The sequence below is a fragment of the Pantoea sp. ACRSC genome (assembly GCF_022346785.1).
Taxonomy (GTDB): Bacteria; Pseudomonadota; Gammaproteobacteria; order Enterobacterales; family Enterobacteriaceae; genus Pantoea; species Pantoea alvi.
Window position 1 is genome coordinate 1 of the sequence record NZ_JAKRNN010000023.1, and the last position, 19352, is coordinate 19352.

Annotated in this window: 16 protein-coding genes and 1 tRNA gene; 2 read left to right on the forward strand and 15 right to left on the reverse strand. The window is 59.9% G+C overall.

Annotation, left to right across the window (positions count from 1 at the left end; genetic code table 11):
* Positions 1-363 precede the first annotated feature (363 nt).
* Positions 364-439: transfer RNA gene (locus MHZ97_RS18410), tRNA-Phe, on the reverse strand.
* 193 nt (positions 440-632) lie between these two features.
* Between MHZ97_RS18410 and MHZ97_RS18415 the strand changes: the two genes are divergently transcribed.
* The gene (locus tag MHZ97_RS18415; RefSeq protein ID WP_239315379.1) at positions 633-1955 is read left to right on the forward strand and encodes a PAS domain-containing methyl-accepting chemotaxis protein; all 1323 of its coding nucleotides are present in this window, start codon (positions 633-635) and stop codon (positions 1953-1955) included.
* A gap of 28 nt (positions 1956-1983) precedes the next feature.
* On the opposite strand, the gene mrdA is transcribed toward MHZ97_RS18415, so the two are convergent.
* The 13 genes from mrdA to MHZ97_RS18480 form a co-directional block, all read right to left on the reverse strand.
* A complete protein-coding gene (gene mrdA, locus MHZ97_RS18420) occupies positions 1984-3861 on the reverse strand; it encodes a penicillin-binding protein 2 (protein WP_103794692.1) in 1878 nt (625 codons plus the stop codon).
* A 177-nt stretch (positions 3862-4038) separates the two neighbouring features.
* Complete coding sequence (gene deoD / locus MHZ97_RS18425; protein ID WP_033752378.1) at positions 4039-4752, reverse strand: purine-nucleoside phosphorylase; 714 nt, start codon at positions 4750-4752, stop codon at positions 4039-4041.
* Between the two features lie 34 nt (positions 4753-4786).
* Positions 4787-6010: a phosphopentomutase gene (gene deoB / locus MHZ97_RS18430; RefSeq protein ID WP_103794691.1), complete on the reverse strand. Its 1224-nt coding sequence runs from the start codon at positions 6008-6010 to the stop codon at positions 4787-4789.
* A 158-nt stretch (positions 6011-6168) separates the two neighbouring features.
* Positions 6169-7506 (reverse strand): thymidine phosphorylase, encoded by a 1338-nt coding sequence (deoA, locus tag MHZ97_RS18435; RefSeq protein WP_239315378.1) that lies wholly within the window; start codon positions 7504-7506, stop codon positions 6169-6171.
* 59 nt (positions 7507-7565) lie between these two features.
* Complete coding sequence (gene deoC / locus MHZ97_RS18440) at positions 7566-8345, reverse strand: deoxyribose-phosphate aldolase (RefSeq protein WP_239315377.1); 780 nt, start codon at positions 8343-8345, stop codon at positions 7566-7568.
* A gap of 171 nt (positions 8346-8516) precedes the next feature.
* Entirely contained in the window at positions 8517-9293 is a 777-nt protein-coding gene (locus tag MHZ97_RS18445; protein ID WP_239315376.1) for a TatD family hydrolase, read from the reverse strand.
* Positions 9290-10342 carry a patatin family protein gene (locus MHZ97_RS18450; RefSeq protein WP_239315375.1) on the reverse strand — a complete coding sequence of 351 codons (1053 nt, stop codon included), beginning with the start codon at positions 10340-10342 and terminating at the stop codon, positions 9290-9292. Before MHZ97_RS18450 ends, MHZ97_RS18445 begins: the two co-directional genes overlap by 4 nt.
* Before the next feature lie 216 nt (positions 10343-10558).
* Complete coding sequence (locus MHZ97_RS18455) at positions 10559-10720, reverse strand: DUF1328 domain-containing protein (RefSeq protein ID WP_009634777.1); 162 nt, start codon at positions 10718-10720, stop codon at positions 10559-10561.
* A gap of 99 nt (positions 10721-10819) precedes the next feature.
* Entirely contained in the window at positions 10820-11434 is a 615-nt protein-coding gene (gene osmY, locus MHZ97_RS18460; RefSeq protein WP_103794686.1) for a molecular chaperone OsmY, read from the reverse strand.
* Positions 11435-11693: 259 nt separating this feature from the next.
* On the reverse strand, positions 11694-13277 hold the full coding sequence (gene prfC / locus MHZ97_RS18465; RefSeq protein ID WP_103794685.1) for a peptide chain release factor 3: 1584 nt from the start codon (positions 13275-13277) through the stop codon (positions 11694-11696).
* Positions 13278-13540: 263 nt separating this feature from the next.
* Positions 13541-14644 (reverse strand): M20 peptidase aminoacylase family protein, encoded by a 1104-nt coding sequence (locus MHZ97_RS18470; protein WP_103794684.1) that lies wholly within the window; start codon positions 14642-14644, stop codon positions 13541-13543.
* A gap of 10 nt (positions 14645-14654) precedes the next feature.
* Positions 14655-15128: a YjiG family protein gene (locus tag MHZ97_RS18475; protein WP_103794683.1), complete on the reverse strand. Its 474-nt coding sequence runs from the start codon at positions 15126-15128 to the stop codon at positions 14655-14657.
* Entirely contained in the window at positions 15118-15789 is a 672-nt protein-coding gene (locus MHZ97_RS18480; protein WP_239315374.1) for a nucleoside recognition domain-containing protein, read from the reverse strand. The genes MHZ97_RS18475 and MHZ97_RS18480 overlap by 11 nt, the downstream gene beginning before the upstream one ends.
* Before the next feature lie 443 nt (positions 15790-16232).
* Here MHZ97_RS18480 and ftnA point away from each other — a divergent pair, with 443 nt between their 5' ends.
* Entirely contained in the window at positions 16233-16745 is a 513-nt protein-coding gene (gene ftnA, locus MHZ97_RS18485) for a non-heme ferritin (RefSeq protein ID WP_103794681.1), read from the forward strand.
* A gap of 241 nt (positions 16746-16986) precedes the next feature.
* Here the strand turns inward: ftnA and MHZ97_RS18490 are convergent, their stop codons facing one another.
* Positions 16987-19347, reverse strand: coding sequence for a TIM-barrel domain-containing protein (locus MHZ97_RS18490; RefSeq protein ID WP_239315373.1), 2361 nt, complete (start codon positions 19345-19347; stop codon positions 16987-16989).
* Positions 19348-19352: the final 5 nt, after the last annotated feature.

The window sequence follows — 19352 nt, forward strand, 5'->3', positions numbered from 1 at the left end:
AGCCATAAGGCTGGGTTCTCTAATTAGTGGTGCCCGAACCCGGACAAAAATGCCGGGAGCATTTTTGCTTTGTCGCGCCTGCGCGGCAAACCCGCAGGGCGAGCCGCTGGACGCGGCGAGGGCATCGAACCGGTTCGATAAACGGGTTCCGCACAAAAGCAAAAACCCAGCCATAAGGCTGGGTTCTCTAATTAGTGGTGCCCGAACCCGGACAAAAATGCCGGGAGCATTTTTGCTTTGTCGCGCCTGCGCGGCAAACCCGCAGGGCGAGCCGCTGGACGCGGCGAGGTCATCGAACCGGTTCGATAAACGGGTTCCGCACAAAAGCAAAAACCCAGCCATAAGGCTGGGTTCTCTAATTAGTGGTGCCCGAACCCGGAATCGAACCAGGGACACGGGGATTTTCAATCCCCTGCTCTACCGACTGAGCTATTCGGGCAACGGGGCGCATTAAACCTTAATGGCCTCACAGCGTCAAACGCTTTTCATCAAATTGCCGCTGACTGCTGCGTTTTATAGCAATAAACAGACCGGCTGGTAAAAAAAACCGCAGTCGCGTCGCTTCGCGCTTACTTTTTCGCCGCCCTGACCGATAACGATAGTGACACTACATACCCATAATAAGGTGCACCATGTTTTCCACTATTTCATCAGGCCTGCTGTCACGCCTTGCGTGGCAAAAACAGACACGCCCTGCGGCAACGCTCAGCTCCCTCAACGACGCTATCGCGATGATCGAGTTTACGCCCGATGGCATCATTCTTAACGCTAACCCACTGTTTCTCGAGCGTATGGGCTATACGCTCAGCGACATTGTCGGCCAGCATCACCGGCTGTTTTGCACCGCCGACTATGCGCAGTCGTCACAATATCGCGACTTCTGGCTGCGCCTGAAGCGCGGCGAAAGCTTTAGCGACAAATTTCTGCGCCTGGCGAAGCACAGCCGTCCGGTCTGGCTGGAAGCCAACTATGTGCCGGTGCAGGATCGCCATGGCCGCGTGGTGAAAATCGTCAAGCTGGCGACCGATATCACCGCGCGTATTGTCGACGCCCAGGAGCAGCGCGCCATGACCACCGCGATTGAGCGGTCGATGGCGGTGATCGCCTTTAACCTGAAAGGTGAAGTGCTGAAGGCAAACGCCAACTTTCTTAAAACCATGGGCTACCGCGCCGACGAGGTGATCGGCCTGCCGCACAGCCGCTTCTGTTCCGAAGCGCTGCGCCAGAGCGCCGAATACAAAGCGTTCTGGGAAAAGCTTAACCGCGGCGAGTTTATCTCCGGCCAGTTCCAGCGGGTCAATAAACAGGGGCAAACCGTCTGGCTGCGCGCCACCTATAACCCGGTGTTTGATGGCGAGGGCAGGCTGTATAAGGTGGTGAAGTTCGCCACCGACGTGACGGCGCAGGTAGAGAAAAATCAGCAGGAGCGCGACGCCGCACAGCAGGCTTATCAGACCGCGCTGGAGACCCGCGAGAGCACCCGCCACGGCGCCAGCGTGATCGAGGAGAGCGTGCAGACCATTAATGCGCTGGCGGGCGAGCTGCACGGCATCTCTGACGATATCGCCGATCTCAGCGACTCCTCCGACCGCATCGGCGCCATTGTCGCCAGCATTCGCCGCATCGCCGATCAGACCAACCTGATTGCGCTTAACGCCGCGGTAGAGGCGGCGCGCGCCGGCACGCACGGCCGCAGCTTCGCCGTGGTGGCCAATGAGGTGCGCACGCTGGCGGCCAATATCAATCAGGCCACCAGCGAGATCGAAAACCGGGTGCGGCAGAATCATCAGCTCGCCTCCAAAGCGCTGAAAAGCATCGCCTCCAATATGAAGCGCGCCGATCACGGCGTGGAGCTGGCCCAGCAGGCGGGCGGCGTGATCGGCGAGCTGCGCGACAGCTCGTCGGAAGTGGTGCGCGCCATCAGCCAGGTCACCCAGACCTTAAGCCAGGAGTAACCGGGCGGGCCGCCCGGCTTTAGCAGCATTATGGCTGCTGCGCGGTCTCGATCGGTGCCGACGTCGGCGGCGGCAGGAAGATATGGTCAAGGATCTGGCGCATCACCGGCGCGGCGGTGACGCCTTCATTGCCGCCGTTTTCGAGAATCAGCGCCACCGCCACCTTCGGATTGTTAAAGGGGGCGAACGCGGTATAGAAGATATGGTCGCGCAGGCGCACCGGGATCATCTTCGCGTTATAAGTCTGGTTCTGCTTCAGGCTAAACACCTGCGAGGTGCCGCTTTTCGCCGCAATGCCGTAAGGGGCGGTGTGGAAATATTTATAACCGGTGCCGTTGGGCGCGTTGGCCATGCCGAACATGGCGCGACGCACCAGCCCCCAGTAAGGCGAGCGCGCGTCGCCTATCTGTGGCTGCGGCAGCGTCGGCTGATAAGGCTCCACGCTTTTGCCGCGCTCGGCCTTCGCCAGCAGATGCGGCGCAATCACTTTTCCGTTATTGATCAGCGCCACCATCGCCTTCACCATCTGAATCGGCGTGGCGATCCAGTAGCCCTGCCCGATGCCCACCGAAACCGTATCGCCCTGATACCAGCTTTTTTTATGCACCTTGAGCTTCCATTCGCGGCTCGGCAGCAGGCCGCTGTACTCTTCGTTAAGATCGATGCCGGTGGATTTTCCGTAGCCGAACTGACTGAGCATGCTGTGGATACGGTCGATGCCCATCATAAACGCCACCTGATAGAAGAAAGTGTCGGCGGACTCCTCAATCGCTTTGGTGACGTCCAGCATGCCGTGACCGCTTTTTTTCCAGTCGCGATAGCGGCGGTCGGTGCCCGGCAGCGTCCAGGTCGGCGCGCCAAAGAAGTGAGTTTGCGGGGTGATTACGCCGGTCAGCAGCGCCGACATCGCCATATAGGGCTTCACCGTCGACGCGGGCGGATAGAGCCCTTGGGTAACGCGGTTGATCAGCGGCAGATTTTTGTCCTGCAGCAGCGCTTTATAGGCCTGATAGCTGATGCCTTTTACGAAGGGATTGGGATCGTAGCTGGGGCTGGAGACCATCGCCAGCACCGAGCCGTCGTGGGGATCCTCCACCAGCACCGCCGCACGCTGCCCGGCCAGCAGGCTCTCCACATACTGCTGCAGATGCAGATCGAGAGTCAGCGTAATATTTTTGCCCGCCACCGGCGGCACCTCTTTCAGCACGCGCACGATGCGGCCGTGGTTATCCACCTCCACTTCCCGATAGCCCGGCTTGCCGTGCAGCAGCGACTCGTAATAGCCCTCGATACCCTGCTTGCCGATATTGTGGTCGGCGGCGTAGTTCTCGGCGATGCCCGCGGCGCTGAGACGCTTATCGTCGCTATCGTTGATTTTCGAGACGTAGCCGACAACGTGCGCCAGGTCGGCGCCGTAGGGATATTCGCGATCCTGATAGGTATCGACGCTGACGCCGGTGAAGCGGTACTGGTTCACCGAGAAGCGCGCCACCTCTTCCTCGGTCAGCTCCTCTTTCAGCACGAGCGGCTTGTAGCGGCTGCTCTGTTTTAGCGTACGGGTAAAGGTAGCGATCTCATCCGGCGTCAGATCGACAATCGGCGTCAGCGCCTTCAGCGTCGCCTGCATATCGTCAATTTTGTAGGGCGTCAGCATGATGTCGTACCAGGTGACGTTATGCACCAGCGGGATGCCGTTGCGATCGAAAATCAGCCCGCGCGTCGGCGCAATGGGGATCATTTTGATATCGTTCTGGTTCGATCGCGTCTGATAGTAGCTGTGATCGCGCACCTGCAAACGGTAGAGATTGACGCCGAGAATGATGAAACAGATAACGACCAGCGCAAAGGCGACCAGCGCGCGGCGCGCGAAGAGCTTTTCTTCAGCTTCGAAATTACGGAAATTCATTAGGCGGCATTGGCGGACAGGTTATTTTTTGTTGTCGCGCTAATGATAGGGAGGCAGCAGGTGAGCGCCAGCAGGAAGTTGCACAGGAGTAGTGAAAAGTGTGTCATTTGGTGAGAATGTTACGAAATTCCCCGCCTCCTGCCACAGGCAGGAGACGGGAAAGAGGCAAGCGCAGGCTTAGTCGCCCAGCAGCACCGACTCCAGCGCGATCTTAATCATATCGTTGAAGGTGGTCTGACGCTCGGCAGAGGTGGTCTGCTCATGGGTGCGGATATGGTCGGAAACGGTGCAGATGGTCAGCGCTTTCGCGCCAAACTCCGCCGCCACGCCGTAGATACCCGCCGCTTCCATCTCCACGCCGAGGATGCCGTACTTCTCCATCACGTCGAACATCTGCGGATCCGGGGTGTAGAAGAGATCGGCAGAGAAGATGTTGCCGACGCGCGCGTCCACGCCCAGCGCTTTCGCTGCGTCAACCGCGTTGCGCACCATGTCAAAGTCGGCAATCGCCGCGAAGTCGTGATCCTTAAAGCGCATGCGGTTGACTTTAGAGTCGGTGCAGGCGCCCATGCCGATAACGATATCGCGCAGCTTCACGTCGGCGCGCACCGCGCCGCAGGAGCCGACGCGGATGATCTTTTTCACGCCAAAGTCGGTGATCAGCTCTTTGGTGTAGATCGAGCAGGACGGAATGCCCATGCCGTGGCCCATCACGGAGATTTTGCGGCCTTTGTAGGTGCCGGTATAGCCCAGCATGCCGCGCACGTTGTTCACTTCAACCGGGTTTTCCAGAAAGGTTTCCGCGATGTGCTTCGCACGCAGCGGATCGCCCGGCATCAGTACCACGTCGGCGAAGTCGCCCATTTCTGCATTAATGTGAGGAGTTGCCATTGTTGTTTGTCCTTTTTAAATTCAGCGGCTCTGTTTACAGCATGCTCTTGCCGTAGTCCATATCGGACAGGCCAAAATAGTGTGCGATTGTCTGACCGATATCCGCGAAGGTTTCGCGATAGCCCAGCGAGCCCGGTTTCACTTTCGGGCCGTAGATCAGAATCGGAATATGCTCGCGCGTGTGCTCGGTGCCCGGCCAGGTGGGATCGCAGCCGTGATCGGCGGTGAGGATCAGAATGTCATCCTCTTTTACCAGCGCCATCAGCTCCGGCAAACGACGATCGAACAGCTCCAGCCCGCCCGCGTAGCCGGCGACGTCGCGACGGTGTCCCCAGGTCGAGTCGAAATCGACGAAGTTGGTAAAGACGATCGACTGGTCGGGTGCCTTTTTCATCTGCTCGATGGTGGCGTCGAACAGCGCGTCCAGGCCGGTCGCCTTCACTTTCTGCGTAATGCCCTGCTGCGCGTAGATATCAGCGATTTTACCCACCGAAATCACTTCGCCGCCCTTTTCGTCCACCAGCTTTTTCAGCATGGTCGGCGAAGGCGGTTCCACCGCCAGGTCGTGACGGTTGCCGGTGCGCTCAAAATGACCCGCTTTGTCGCCGACAAACGGACGCGCGATAACGCGGCCGATGTTGTAGCCCCCCTCGGTCAGCTCTTCACGCGCAATTTCGCACAGCTCATAAAGGCGATCGAGGCCGAAGGTCTCTTCGTGACAGGCGATCTGGAACACCGAGTCCGCCGAGGTGTAGAAAATCGGCTTGCCGGTTTTCATATGCTCTTCGCCCAGCTGGTCGAGGATCACCGTGCCGGAAGAGTGGCAGTTGCCGAGATAGCCCGGCAGCTTCGCGCGCTCCACCAGCCTGTCGAGCAGCGCCTGCGGGAAGCTGTTCTCTTTGTCGCTAAAGTAGCCCCAGTCGAACAGCACCGGCACGCCGGCGATCTCCCAGTGGCCGGACGGCGTATCCTTACCAGAGGAGATTTCGCTGGCGTAGGCGTAAGCGCCGGTAATTTCCGCATCGGGATCGAGGCCCAGCGGGAAGCGGCCGGTAGAGAGCTCCGCCGCTTTGCCCAGGCCGAGCGCGGTCAGATTGGGCAGATGCAGCGGGCCTTTGCGCCCCTGATCCGCTTCGCCGTTAAAGCACGCCTCAGCGATATGACCCAGCGTGTCCGATCCTGCGTCGCCGAATTTGTCGGCGTCTTTGCTTGAGCCGATTCCAAAGGAATCGAGCACCATAATAAAAGCACGTTTCATGCAAGTCTCCTGCGCCTGCGCGCGTGACAAGTCAAAAAAAAGCGATCAGATCAGTATACCCGAATGGCTGCGTAGCGGCAGCATAAGGCCGCATTTTTACGGCTTTTTTGCGACGGCGTCGCGGACGACAGCGGCCAGCCCGGCCGCCGTCAGCCCTTTTATGCTGAGCCATCGCCGGCGCGCACCCGGCGGTAGATCGCCGGCAGTGCCGCCGGCGCGCTGTCGCTCAGGGTAACCGCGGCGCGAACCGCGGCCGCGGCCTGCTGCCAGCTCGCCTCGCTGCTGGCGTGTACTATCGCCAGCGGGCGCTGCGAATCGGCGCGCTCGCCCAGCGCGATCGTCTCGCTCAGTCCGACGCTGTAGTCGATAGCGTCGCTGGCGCGCTGGCGTCCGCCGCCCAGCGCCACCACCGCCATCCCCAGCGCGCGCGTGTCCATGCTGCTGACGATGCCGGGACGATCGGCGTAGACCGGCTTGCTGAGCGTCGGCTGCGGCAGATAGGCCTCGTGGCGCTCAACGAAATCAGCGGGGCCACCCTGCGCGGCGACCATACGCGCGAACACCTCGGCCGCCTGACCGTTATCCAGCACCTGCTGCAGCTTGCTGCGCGCCTCCTCTTCGCTGGCCGCCAGCTTGCCGGAAATCAGCATCTCGCTGCACAGCGCCAGCGTGACCTCCAGCAGGCGCGGGTTGCGCTGCGCACCGGTCAGGAAGCGCACCGCTTCGCGCACTTCCAGCGCGTTGCCCGCGCTCGAGGCGAGCACCTGGTTCATATCGGTGAGCAGCGCGGTGGTGGTGCAGCCCGCGCCGTTTGCCACGCCAACAATCGCCTGTGCCAGATCGAGCGACGCCTCGAAGGTCGGCATAAAGGCGCCGGAGCCAACTTTGACGTCCATCACCAGCGCGTCCAGCCCTTCCGCCAGCTTTTTCGCCAGAATCGAAGCGGTAATAAGCGGCACAGAGTCCACGGTGGCGGTGATATCGCGCGTGGCGTAGAAACGTTTATCCGCCGGCGCGAGGGAGCGGGTCTGGCCGATGATCGCTACGCCGACCTGTTTAATAATCTGACGGAAACGATCGTCGTCCGGGAAAATATCGAAGCCCGGAATCGCCTCCAGCTTGTCCAGGGTGCCACCGGTATGGCCGAGGCCGCGCCCGGAGATCATCGGTACATAGCCGCCGCAGGCGGCCACCATCGGCCCCAGCATCAGCGAGGTGACGTCGCCGACGCCGCCGGTGGAGTGCTTATCGACCACCGGCCCGTTGAGATTCAGCGACTGCCAGTTCAGTACCGTGCCGGAGTCGCGCATCGCCATGGTGAGCGCCACCCGCTCCGGCAGCGACATATCGTGAAAGAAGATCGTCATCGCCAGCGCGGCGATCTGGCCTTCGGAAACGCTGTTATCGCGTACCCCGTTGATGAAGAAGCGGATCTCCTCTTCGCTCAGCGCCTGGCCATCGCGTTTTTTACGGATAATTTCTTGCGGCAGAAACAAAGTCGCCCCCATGATCAGGGTTGAGATGAGAATGGCGGCCAGCGGCCGCCGTCACGCAATCAGTAGCCGGTTTTGCTGGTGGCGGTCTGATGGCCCAGCGCGTTCAGCAGGCTGGCTAACAGGCTGGAAGCGCCGAAGCGGAAGTGGCGCGCGTCGGCCCAGCCCTCGCCAAGGATATCGTCCGCCAGCTTGAGATAGATCGCTGCGTCATCCGCCGTGCGCACGCCGCCCGCAGGCTTAAAGCCCACCTTATCTTTAACGCCTTTGTCGCGGATAACGCTCATCATAATCTGCGCCACTTCCGGCGTGGCGTTGACCGGCACCTTGCCGGTGGAGGTTTTGATAAAGTCCGCGCCGGCGTCGATAGCGATCTCCGAGGCCTGACGGATCAGCGCTTCCTCTTTCAGCTCGCCGCTTTCGATGATCACCTTCAGCAGCACGTCAGACTCCGCACACGCCGTTTTGCAGGCCTTCACCAGATCGAAACCGATCTGCGCGTTGCCGGCGATCAGCGCGCGGTAAGGGAAGACCACGTCGACCTCGTCCGCGCCATAGGCGATGGCAGCGCGGGTTTCCGCCAGCGCGATATCGATATCGTCGTTGCCGTGCGGGAAGTTCGTAACGGTCGCGATGCGGATGTCGGGCGTGCCCTGCTCGCGCAGCGCTTTGCGCGCCACCGGAATAAAGCGCGGATAGATGCAGATCGCAGCGGTGTTGCCCGCCAGCGATTTCGCCTGGCGGCACAGGGCGATCACTTTCTCATCGGTATCGTCTTCGTTCAGGGTGGTCAGGTCCATCAGTTGCAGCGCGCGCTGCGCAGCGGCGGTAATGTCAGTCATGGTGTTCTCCAGATAACAAACGGACGCGGAAGCGCCGGCTTAATGTGATAATTCTAACAATGAGCAGCGGCTGATAATGTGTAATTCATCACACCGCTATCACGAGGGAATGGCAATAGCTTTATTATAACGCAGAGAAGCGGGATGTTACTATTATCACATCAGGAGAGATTACTCAGGCAGACTGAACAGCGCGCAGGTATTGCGCCACAGCGCCTCGGCGATCGCCTGCGGCGGCTCTGGGCGCAGCTCGCACAGGGTTTGCCATACCAGACGCGCGCGCTCCGGCCGGTTCGGCTCGCCCTGAAAGCCGTGCAGCGGCATATCGGGCGCGTCGGTCTCCAGCAGCAGCGCATCGAGCGGCAGCTGCGCCAGGGTGTTGCGGGTTTTGCTGGCGCGTTCATAGGTCAGGGTGCCGCCGACGCCGATGGCGTAGCCAAGTTTGATAAAGGCCTGCGCCTGCTGCAGGCTGCCGGCGAAGCCGTGCACCACGCCGCGCCGCGGCAGATCGTGACGGCGCAGATGCAGCGCCAGCTTGTCGTGGGTGCGGCGCGAATGCATGATCACCGGTAAATCATACCGCTTCGCCAGCCGCAGCTGCGCGTCGAGCAAAAATTCCTGGCGCGCAAACTGCGGATTATCCATATAGAGGTCGAGGCCAATCTCCCCTATTGCCGTCAGCTTCGCCGGCTGCTGCCGCAGCCAGTGCTCCAGCTGCTCGAGATGCGCCTCCTCGTGGCGGTCGATGGCGATGGGGTGCAGGCCGAGCGCGGCGTAGAGAGCGGGATGCTGCGCCGCCAGCGAGACGATGCGCGCAAAGCGGCTGGCCTCCACCGCCGGGACGATAATGCGCTCCACGCCCGCTTCGGCGGCGCGCGCGATGCTGGCGCGCTCATCGCCAGCGAAGGGAGGAAAATCAAAGTGGCAGTGGGTATCGGTAAATCTCATGCCAGCGAACCTTCATCATAGTCTGCGTCGTTGCCCGCCACCGGCGGCGTCATAATCGGCCGGTTGTCAGGCGCGTTGGCCACAGGCGCGGGCGGCGTAACGGTGGTATAGCGCCCGAACGGCTCGGCGTCGCTGAGCCACTGCCCCAGCGTAGCGAGGAAGTAGCGGCCGCAGCGCCGTCCCAGATGATAATCCTGATTTAACGACGCGACGCGACTGCCCAGCGCCATGCTCGCCAGCACATGCGGCGGATAGATTTCGATAATGCGCAGGTCGCCGGGCGGCTGCTCGATAAACTGCTGAATCTCGCGATAGCTCGCTTCATGGTGATGCAGGATATTAATCATCGGCTGCAGCGCGCTGGCGTTAAGCCAGCGCTCCATGCGCTTCATCCATTTTGGCGTATAGAACATCTGCGACGGCACGGTGCGGATCACCACGATGGTGTCGGCGCCGCGACGCGCCGCTTCGCGCACCGGAATGGCATCGCTGATGCCGCCGTCGAGATAGCTGATGCCTTCCAGATCGACGCCGAGCCGGTAAAAGCCGGGAATGGCGCTCGACGCCTTAATCAGATCGTGCCAGTTGGCGTGGGTCGGCGCAAAGTAGCCGGGAGAGTAGTCGTCGCTGCGGCAGGCGCACATATAGAACTCGCGCCCGCTGTCAAACAGCAGCTTAGCGCTATCCAGCGCCAGCGGCAGTTCGCGCTGGGTCACCTCTATCAGCCAGTCGAGATCGATTAAGTTGCCGCCGCGCACGGAACGCAGCGGATCGAAAAAGAGCTTGCTGGTGGTGTAGCGGGTGATCACGCGCCGCGCGTAGCCCTGCTGCCCGCAGACAAAGGCGGAGAGATTCTGCGCGCCCGCTGAGGTGCCGATAAAAAGCTGAAAGGGGTTGAATCTGGCCCGCTGGAACTCATCCAGCACGCCTGCGGTAAAAATGCCGCGCTGACCACCGCCTTCGCACACCAGGGCGATTTTTTGCACTTTAAACGGGGACAAGGCTAATGGCTCAATCGCGCCCAGCGTTACAGGGATCCGGATACCCACTTCTGCTCCTCAGAAAGGGTTCTGAGGTTTGCCGCTGCGTTTATCCGCTTGAAGTTGACAGCATCCCGGAGAACCAGCCATGTTTTTCTCCTGACCTGCCACCAGATGGCCTGGCGGCGGCTGTCGCGCCTGATGCATTATCCTTAACGCAGCGCGACGGCTGGCTGGTCTCCGCTTTATGCATGCTCGTAGCAAAAATCAGAATGACCCAGCCGGTCAGAGTCGTTTGCGGCCGGTAAACAGGCTCACGAGGAACAGGATAATACCAACGACGAAGACAACTTTAGCCGCCCATGCTGCCGTACCGGCCAGGCCGCCAAATCCTAACGCCGCCGCGATCAGTGCAATTACCAGAAAAATAATACCCCAACGAAACATAAGCCTCTCCTTACCATAGTGAAATCGAACTGCTCGTTTCTTCCCAGTTTGGGTTTTGTTTTGTCAGTGCGGCGCCACGCGGACGCCGCGCTCACGACGTTAAGACTTCACAGTCAGGTCATTCTTAACGCTTTTAACACCTTCAATCGCTTTCGCGATACTTTCAGCGCGATCCGACTGCGCTTTGGTTGCGACGGTTCCTGAAAGCTGAACCACGCCGTCAGTGGTTTCCACCTTGACGTGACGCGACGGAACGATGTCATCTGCTAATAGTTTAGCTTTAATTTCACTTGTCGTTGCCGCATCACCGGCATATCCCTTCATGCTTTGTGTTTTGCTGTCTTTAACGTGCAGTTTGTCGCTGACGGATTTAACACCCTCTACGTTTTTCACCACGGCGACCGCTTTTTCAGCCTGATCCTGCGAGGTAACAAAACCGCTCAGGGTCACTACGCCGTCGTGGGTTTTCACGGAGATATCCGTACTTTTTATTGCTTCGTCATCCACCAGAGCAGCTTTCGCTTTTGCGGTGACGGCGCTGTCGTCCATAAACCCATCGACTTTTTTCATAGAACTATTGATTTTCGCACCGGCGTTATCCGCGCTTTGCTGCGCTTTTTGCGTCAGCGAATCGTCAGCCATAGCGCTGCCGCTTAACAGGGCGGAACCAACCATTACCGCCATCAGCGTTTGGGCAATCTTAGTCTTATTCATCGATATCTTCCTTCTGTCAGTGAGCTCACCCACAGCCGTGGGCGCAACAGCAGCAATCGGTGCTGCTGCATCGCTGGACGTAAAGGAGAAGCAACGTCTCTTTTCCCGTCCGACAGAATAATCATAGTAGGTGTCTGGCGTTTTGCCTGAATAACTGGTTGATAGCACGCCAGTTAAGCGAAAAAACAGAGTTTTTAGGAGGAGTCTGGAGAGAGAGAACAGGGCCAGCCAAAGCTGACTGGCCCTGTTGCGGCGCGAATTAATGCTCGCGGGTTTTGCGGAAGATCACCTCAGGATAGCGCTCCTGTGTGATGTTCAGGTTCACCATGGTCGGGGCGATATAGGTCAGGTTATCGCCGCCGTCCAGCGCGAGGTTAACCTCGTTTTTACGCTGGAACTCTTCGAATTTCTTCGCATCGCTGCACTCGACCCAGCGCGCCGTCGAGACGTTGATCGCCTCGTAGATCGCTTCAACGTTGTATTCGCTTTTCAGACGCGCCACAACGACGTCGAACTGCAGCACACCAACCGCCCCTACGATCAGGTCGTTGTTGTGTACCGGACGGAACACCTGTACCGCGCCCTCTTCCGACAGCTGCACCAGCCCTTTCAGCAGCTGTTTCTGCTTCAGCGGATCGCGCAGGCGGATGCGGCGGAACAGCTCCGGGGCGAAGTTCGGAATACCGGTGAACTTCATGTTTTCACCCTGGGTAAAGGTGTCGCCGATCTGAATGGTGCCGTGGTTGTGCAGGCCGATAATGTCGCCCGGCCAGGCCTCTTCCACGTGCGAACGGTCGCCCGCCATAAAGGTCAGCGCGTCGGAGATCACCACATCTTTGCCGGTGCGCACCTGACGCAGCTTCATGCCCTTCTCATATTTACCGGAAACGACGCGCATAAAGGCGACGCGGTCGCGGTGTTTCGGGTCCATATTCGCCTGAATCTTGAACACGAAGCCGGTGAACTTCTCTTCCTGCGCGGTAACGGTACGCACGTCGGTCGCGCGCGGCATCGGCGCAGGTGCCCAGGAGACCAGGCCGTCGAGCATATGGTCGACGCCGAAGTTACCCAGCGCGGTGCCGAAAAAGACCGGCGTGATCTCGCCGCTCAGGAACAGCTCGCGATCGAATTCGTGCGATGCGCCTTTCACCAGCTCCAGCTCTTCACGCAGCTGCGCCGCCAGCTCTTCGCCGACCGCGCTGTCCAGCTCCGGGTTATCCAGCCCTTTGACGATGCGCACTTCCTGAATGGTGTGGCCCTTGCCCGTCTGGTAGAGATAGGTTTCGTCGTTATAGAGGTGGTAAACCCCTTTAAACAGCTTGCCGCAGCCGATAGGCCAGGTAATGGGCGCGCAGGCGATTTTCAGCTCGCTCTCCACTTCATCCAGCAGCTCCATCGGATCGCGGATGTCGCGGTCGAGCTTGTTCATAAAGGTCAGGATAGGCGTATCACGCAGACGGGTAACTTCCATCAGCTTACGGGTACGATCCTCAACGCCTTTAGCCGCGTCGATCACCATCAGGCAGCAGTCCACCGCCGTCAGGGTACGGTAGGTATCTTCCGAGAAGTCTTCGTGCCCCGGGGTGTCGAGCAGGTTGACCAGGCTGTCGCGGTAGGGAAACTGCATCACGGAGGTGGTAATAGAGATGCCGCGCTGCTTCTCCATCTCCATCCAGTCCGATTTGGCGTGCTGGCTGGAGCCGCGCCCTTTTACCGTACCGGCGGTCTGGATAGCCTGTCCGAACAGCAGCACTTTTTCAGTGATGGTGGTTTTACCGGCATCGGGGTGCGAAATGATCGCAAAGGTGCGGCGGCGCGCCACCTCTTGCATGAAATTAGACATGAGTGAATTCTTCTCATCGAGGCAACGTCACATGAGAGGACGCTGCAGAGTAATCATGATGGCCGGAAATCCGGCAGGTAAACGGTGCCAGGCGGACGCATTAGCGTCAGAAGGCGGTGGTTAGCGCGTTCTACATTGGCGGCGATCCCGGTTACCTGGTCTTCGTTAAGGCGGCATAGCATACAATATTTTGCGCGCGGCGGCGAACAGGGCAGGGAAAATTTCAGCGCTGCCCGCACCTGTGCGCGCGGGCAGCCGCTTATTTACCCCAGGACTCTTTTTACGCAGGATTTAAAGATATCCACGCCGATTTCCAGCGCGTCGAGATCGAAGCGCATCTCGGGATGGTGCAGGCCCGGCGTCAGGTTGGTGCCCAGCCCCCAGAACCCCGCCTTCACCTGCGGGCGCTTCACCGGATAATAGAAAAAGTCTTCGCTGCCCGGCGTGGTTTTCGCATCGAGCAATCCCTCTGCGCCCAGCACCTCGACGATCGCCTCACGGATCACCGCCGTCGCTTCATCATCAATCTCCGCAGCCGGCATCTCTTTCAGCACCACCACCTGCGCCGTCGCGCCCAGCGCGGCAACGCTGTGCTGAATCGCCTGCGTCACCTTCTCTTTCAGCGCCGTCATCGGCTCATTCTCCTGCGAGCGCAGATCCCAGACCACGCGCGCCTCGTCGGGCACGGAGTTGGTGACGCCAGCGTCACAGAGAAAGCGGGTCGCCTTCACGCTCCAGTTAAGCCCCGGCGAGAGGTGGATCGCGTTGACCGCATTGACCGCCTGCACCGCCGCGTCCAGCGCGTTGACGCCAAGATGCGGACGCGCAGCGTGCGCGGGGGCGCCTTTGATAGTGGCCTCGAGCGTCGAGCAGGCGGAGTAGAGCACCGCCGGCGTCGCCTGACCCACCACGCACTCTTCCAGCGGGCGCAGATGGAAGCCGAAAATCATCTCCACATCATCCAGCGCGCCGCCCTCTACCATCGCCAGCGCGCCGGCACCCAGCTCTTCCGCCGGCTGGAACAGAATCTTCAGCCGGCCTTTTTTCACCGCGCCCTCCGCCAGCAGCTCCTGCGCGGCGGTCAGCACCACGGAAGAGTGGCCGTCGTGGCCGCAGGTGTGGCGCGCGCAGGCAACGCCGTCGATAATATGGCCGAGCGCATCCATGTCGGCGCGCAGCGCCAGCACCGGCCCAGGCACGCCGCTGTCGATCTCCGCCACGATGCCGGTGGTCTGATTGATATTGCGCGTGACCTTCAGCCCGGCGCGCTCCAGCTGATCGGCGATGTAGGCGGAGGTTTTAACCTCCTGAAAGCCCAGCTCTGGAATGTCGTGCAGATAGTGATAGTGCTCTAAGACCCGGGACATCGCTTCTCTCCTATATAAAAAGACGCATAACGCACATGGCGATCGCCGCGTTGATGACGCTCACCAGCATCAGCAGCGGCCAGTATTTTTTCGGCACGTCGGCCACCCCCAGCAGGCGCCCCATATACTGCAGCTGGGAGCCCATCAGAAAAATGGCGGGCGCGAGAATGGTAATGTCCGCGCCGGTCAGCACCCCTTTTGTCAGCAGGCTCACCGCCACGCCGGTGCCGGCTGAGGAGGAGAGCCAGGCGGTCAGCAGCACGGTAATCGCTTCGCCCGGCAGGCCAAACAGCCCCATCACCGGCGCGAAAAGCTGGCCGAGAAACGGCATAATGCCGAGCAGGTTGAGCACTTCCGCCAGTACATACGCCATCACCACGTTGGGCATCAGGTTATGAATGGCGATATGAAACCCTTTGCGCGCGCCGGTCACGAAGATATCAAAGGGATTTTGGCTCGCTTTTACCGCGCCGTTATTTTCCATCGCTGAAATCCTTTTTATAAACACTGTTTAACACACAACGCGTCAGCGCCGCACCGACAAATTTAAGAACGAACATTAAAGCAAGCGGAATAATAATTGGCAGCGTCATTGAGGCGAACAGCGCCGACCCGATAGCGAAATAGTTATTGATCAATCCCGCGCCGGAATATTGCCAGGCGCTCATCACCACAATATCTTTTTTCGTCACCTGACCGCGGTCATACATCTCTTTGGTCAGCGCGGCGCCCGCATCGGTGCTCTGCAAATCGGTGATCAGCGCCAGCCCGCAGCGGCCCGGCAGCCCCATCAGCGGCTGCAGCAGCGGCGTCAGCAGCTTGTGCGCCGCGCGCATCGCGCCGTAATGGGTGAAAATTTCCAGCACGCCCAGCGCCAGCATCACGGTGGGCGTTAGCGAGAGCGCAAAGAGAAAGCCCGCTTTGGCGCTCAGTCCGCCCGTGCCGAGAAAGGTATTGCTGGCGGGCTCCTTCATGGTGCCAAAGCTGCCGCCCAGCGTGGTGAAGTCAAAAGCGCCCAGCCAGTGGAAGCCGTCGACCTGATACAGCAATCCTGAAAAAAAGAGGATAGCCACTATTAACGCCAGATAACTTCCTTTGCTGGCTGAAACCCGTTCGCCTGTCAGCGTTATTTTTTCCTCAGACATAGTTATTCCCGCGAATAGTTTACTGGTTGCGATATATGGAACTGTTACGGTTGCAGGATTTATGCCAGCCGCCGCATAAGGTCACTTTTGAAAATAAATTTTTTCTCCCGGTCGGGTTTAAATAATTTATCGTTTAAATCTGCATCACTTTATATTTCCCGGCAGCCAGCGGGCGGCGGCCAATAATCTTTCTCTGTTGCGGTGAAACAGGAAATAAGCCGCTCTGCACCATCAGTGCGCAGGCGCAACGCACCGGCGTAGTGCGAAGCGTAACGGGTCAAGTAATGATAATCGCTCGCATTCAAAAAGCTGAATAATTCTATTTAAATCAATTAGATAAAATGTGATTTTTAAGTAAAAAACTATCTTTCTTACTGCGTCATGGTGCATAATTCACCACTTCTCACCTGTTGACTTATTTTGCCTTTATAAAGGAATCGCCCATGCTGACTGCTGAAATGACCGCGCGTCTTAACGATCAACTTAACCTCGAATTTTTCTCCGCGAATCTCTATTTACAGATGAGCGCGTGGTGCAGCGATAAAGGCCTGGAAGGCGCAGCGGCGTTTCTGAAAGAGCACTCTCGCGAAGAGATGGAGCATATGCAGCGCCTGTTCGACTACCTGAGCGATACCGGCGCGATGCCGGTGCTGGGCTCTATCGCCGCGCCGCCGGTCGCCTTTAACTCCCTGCCGGAGCTGCTGGAGCAGGCGCTGGAGCACGAGAAGCTGATCACGCGCAAAATCAACGAGCTGGCGCATGCGGCCATCACCTCCCTCGACTACTCCACCTTTAACTTCCTGCAGTGGTACGTGGCCGAGCAGCATGAAGAAGAGAAGCTGTTTAAAACCGTGCTGGATAAGCTGGCGCTGGTGGGCAGCAAAGGCGAAGGCCTGTTCCTGATCGACAAAGACCTGGCGCGTATGAATGGGGAAAGCCACGGCGCTAATGGCTGAGGCGCCTGCGCGGGCGGGATGGCCCGAGCGAAAAGTCGCTCAAGGCATCCATGCTCGCTCGTCCCGCGCGGTTACGCACCTCATCCTTGAGGTGCGCCCGTCAACGGGCCAACGCACGGCGTTGTTCAAAAACGCTCCCGCCGTTTTTGTCCGTGGCGCGGGGCGCTTTGCTCTTCGCACCATCCTGCCCGCGCTTTATATGCAGTGCGGCTTGTCATGATCGCCCCACCGCTGTTACAGCCTACAAGCTAAACCGCGCGCCCTTCTCGCCGTTAATCCACAGCTCGCGCCGCTCGCCTGCGGGCAGCAATACCTCAATCTCACGCCAGGCCGGCTGATAATCACCGCGCTTCTCCAGCGTCAGCTCAAGACGATCGCTGCTGCTGCGCAGCGTCCAGCCGATCCACAGCGCATTGCCCTGCCGCCAGCCGTGGCTTTCACCATCGTCGTCGAAAAACTCGCCCTCGGTGCGCGCCTCGCCTGGCGCAGGCCACAGCTGCAGCTCACGCACGGTGTCGAGTCGCGCATCGGTTGTGGTTTCACAGCGCCCCAGCGGAATAGCGCTGCCGGCGCGCGCCAGCAGCGGCAGACGATCGAGCGGCGCATCCAGCGTAACGGTCTGGCCGCCCGCCAGCCACTTACCGCTGTGCCAGTCATACCAGCCGTGGGCGTTGCGCGGCAGATAGACGGCGCGCTCGCGGCTGCCCTCCTCCACCACGCTGGCCACCAGCAGATCGCGTCCCAGCAGGAAGTCGTCGTTTTCCCGCCAGGTCTCGCTGTCCTCTTCGTGATCGAGGAAAGTGGGACGCAGCATCGGCTCATCCTGCGCGCTCGCCTGCCACAGCAGCGTGTAGAGATAGGGCATCAGACGATAGCGCAGGCGGATCGCCTCGCGGATCAGCGGTGTCACCTCCGGGTACATCCAGGGCTCATTGACCGTGTGATCGTCGTTCCAGGAGTGGATGGTAAAGCGCGGGTGCATGACGCCGTTCTGCACCCAGCGGACAAACAGCTCGGCGTTCGGCTTGTCGCCGGAAAAGCCGCCGACGTCGTGCCCGACGTTGAACAGCCCCGACAGGCTCATGCCCAGCCCCATGCGGATGTTGTAGCGCAGCGTCTGCCAGCTGGTGCGGTTATCGCCGCTCCAGGTCTGCACATAGCGCTGCATCCCGGCGCAGCCGGAGCGGGAGATCAGATAGGGACGCTTTTCCGGGGCGAAACGCTGCTGCGCCTCCAGCGAGGCGCGCATCATCAGCAGCGGCATCACCGGACGAATATGCTTAATGGCGATGCTCTGGCCGAAACCGTGGCAGCGCGCTTCGCCGTCCCACACCTCATATTCGTTATTGTCGTTCCAGGTGGCGTCAATGCCCTTCTCCAGCAGCTGCGCGGTAACGTTCTCCTGCCACCAGCGCACCGCTTCTGGATGGGTAAAGTCGAGGTGCGATCCCTCATCATCCCAGAACACCGAGCGTTCAGGGCGATCCTGCTCTGAATCACGAATAAACAGCCCCTGCGACGCCACCTCCTGATAGCGCGGATGATCCTGCAGCAGGCAGGGTTTGATATTGGCCGCCAGCTTCATGCCCGCCGCGTGGAAGGCCTCGCTCATGCCGTTGGGGTTCGGCACCTTGTCGTAGTTCCAGTTAAAGACATAGCGCTTGTTGTTGATCGAGGTGTAGCCCGATGAGAGCTGGAACGAGTCGCAGGGGATCTCATGCTCGCGGCAGAGGCGGATAAAGCCCTGCAGCTGCTGCTGCGCGTCAGGCGCGTCGGTGTAGTGCATGGTCGAGCCGCTGTAGCCCAGGCTCCACTTCGGCTGAAAAATGGTGCGGCCGGTAAGGCGCACGAACGCCTGGGTGACATCCAGCAGCTTCGGCCCCAGCATCAGGTAGTAGTCGAGATCGCCCGCTTCGGCGCGATAGCGGCGATACGGCAGATGGTAGTTGTCCAGCTCGTTGCCGAGATCGAGCCAGCTGCTGCTCAGGTTATCGTAAAACAGGCCGAAGCTGACGCCGTCGCGCTGCGTCAGGGTAAAGGGAATATGCTTGTAGAGCGGATCGGTGCTGGCGGCGTTATAGCCCATCGCGTCGAGGTTACGCATCTCGAAGCGGCGGCCGCTGCGGTTGAGATCGCCGGTTTTCTCGCCGAGGCCGTAGACGCGATCCTGTGGCTGGCGACGCTGATAGTGCTCAACCCCGTCACCGTGGGCATTCAGCAGATAGGCGCCGGTATGGCGATCCGCCGCCAGCGGCTGCCACTGCCCCTGATGAAAATGCTCCCAGCTCAGGCAAAGCGGATGATGCACCGTCAGGCGCAGCCGGTCGGTGCTGATGCGCAGCTGGTTCGCCTCATGCTCCAGCTGAAACGCCGGCAGCCCGAATCCGTCGAGCGATTCGCGGTCACGCCCCTCCCAGGGGACGTCGTCGCCAGGGGCGATGCTCCAGGTGCGGTTCAGCGCCAGCTCGCCGTTGCGCTTCAGCAGCACGCGCATCAGGCCCGACTCCAGCACATAGAGGCGCAGCAGATGGCGATTCTCGACCTTCAGCTCGACAAAATGATCGGCGTGCTGACTCAGCGTCCAGTTCTTCAGGGTTTTCATAACGG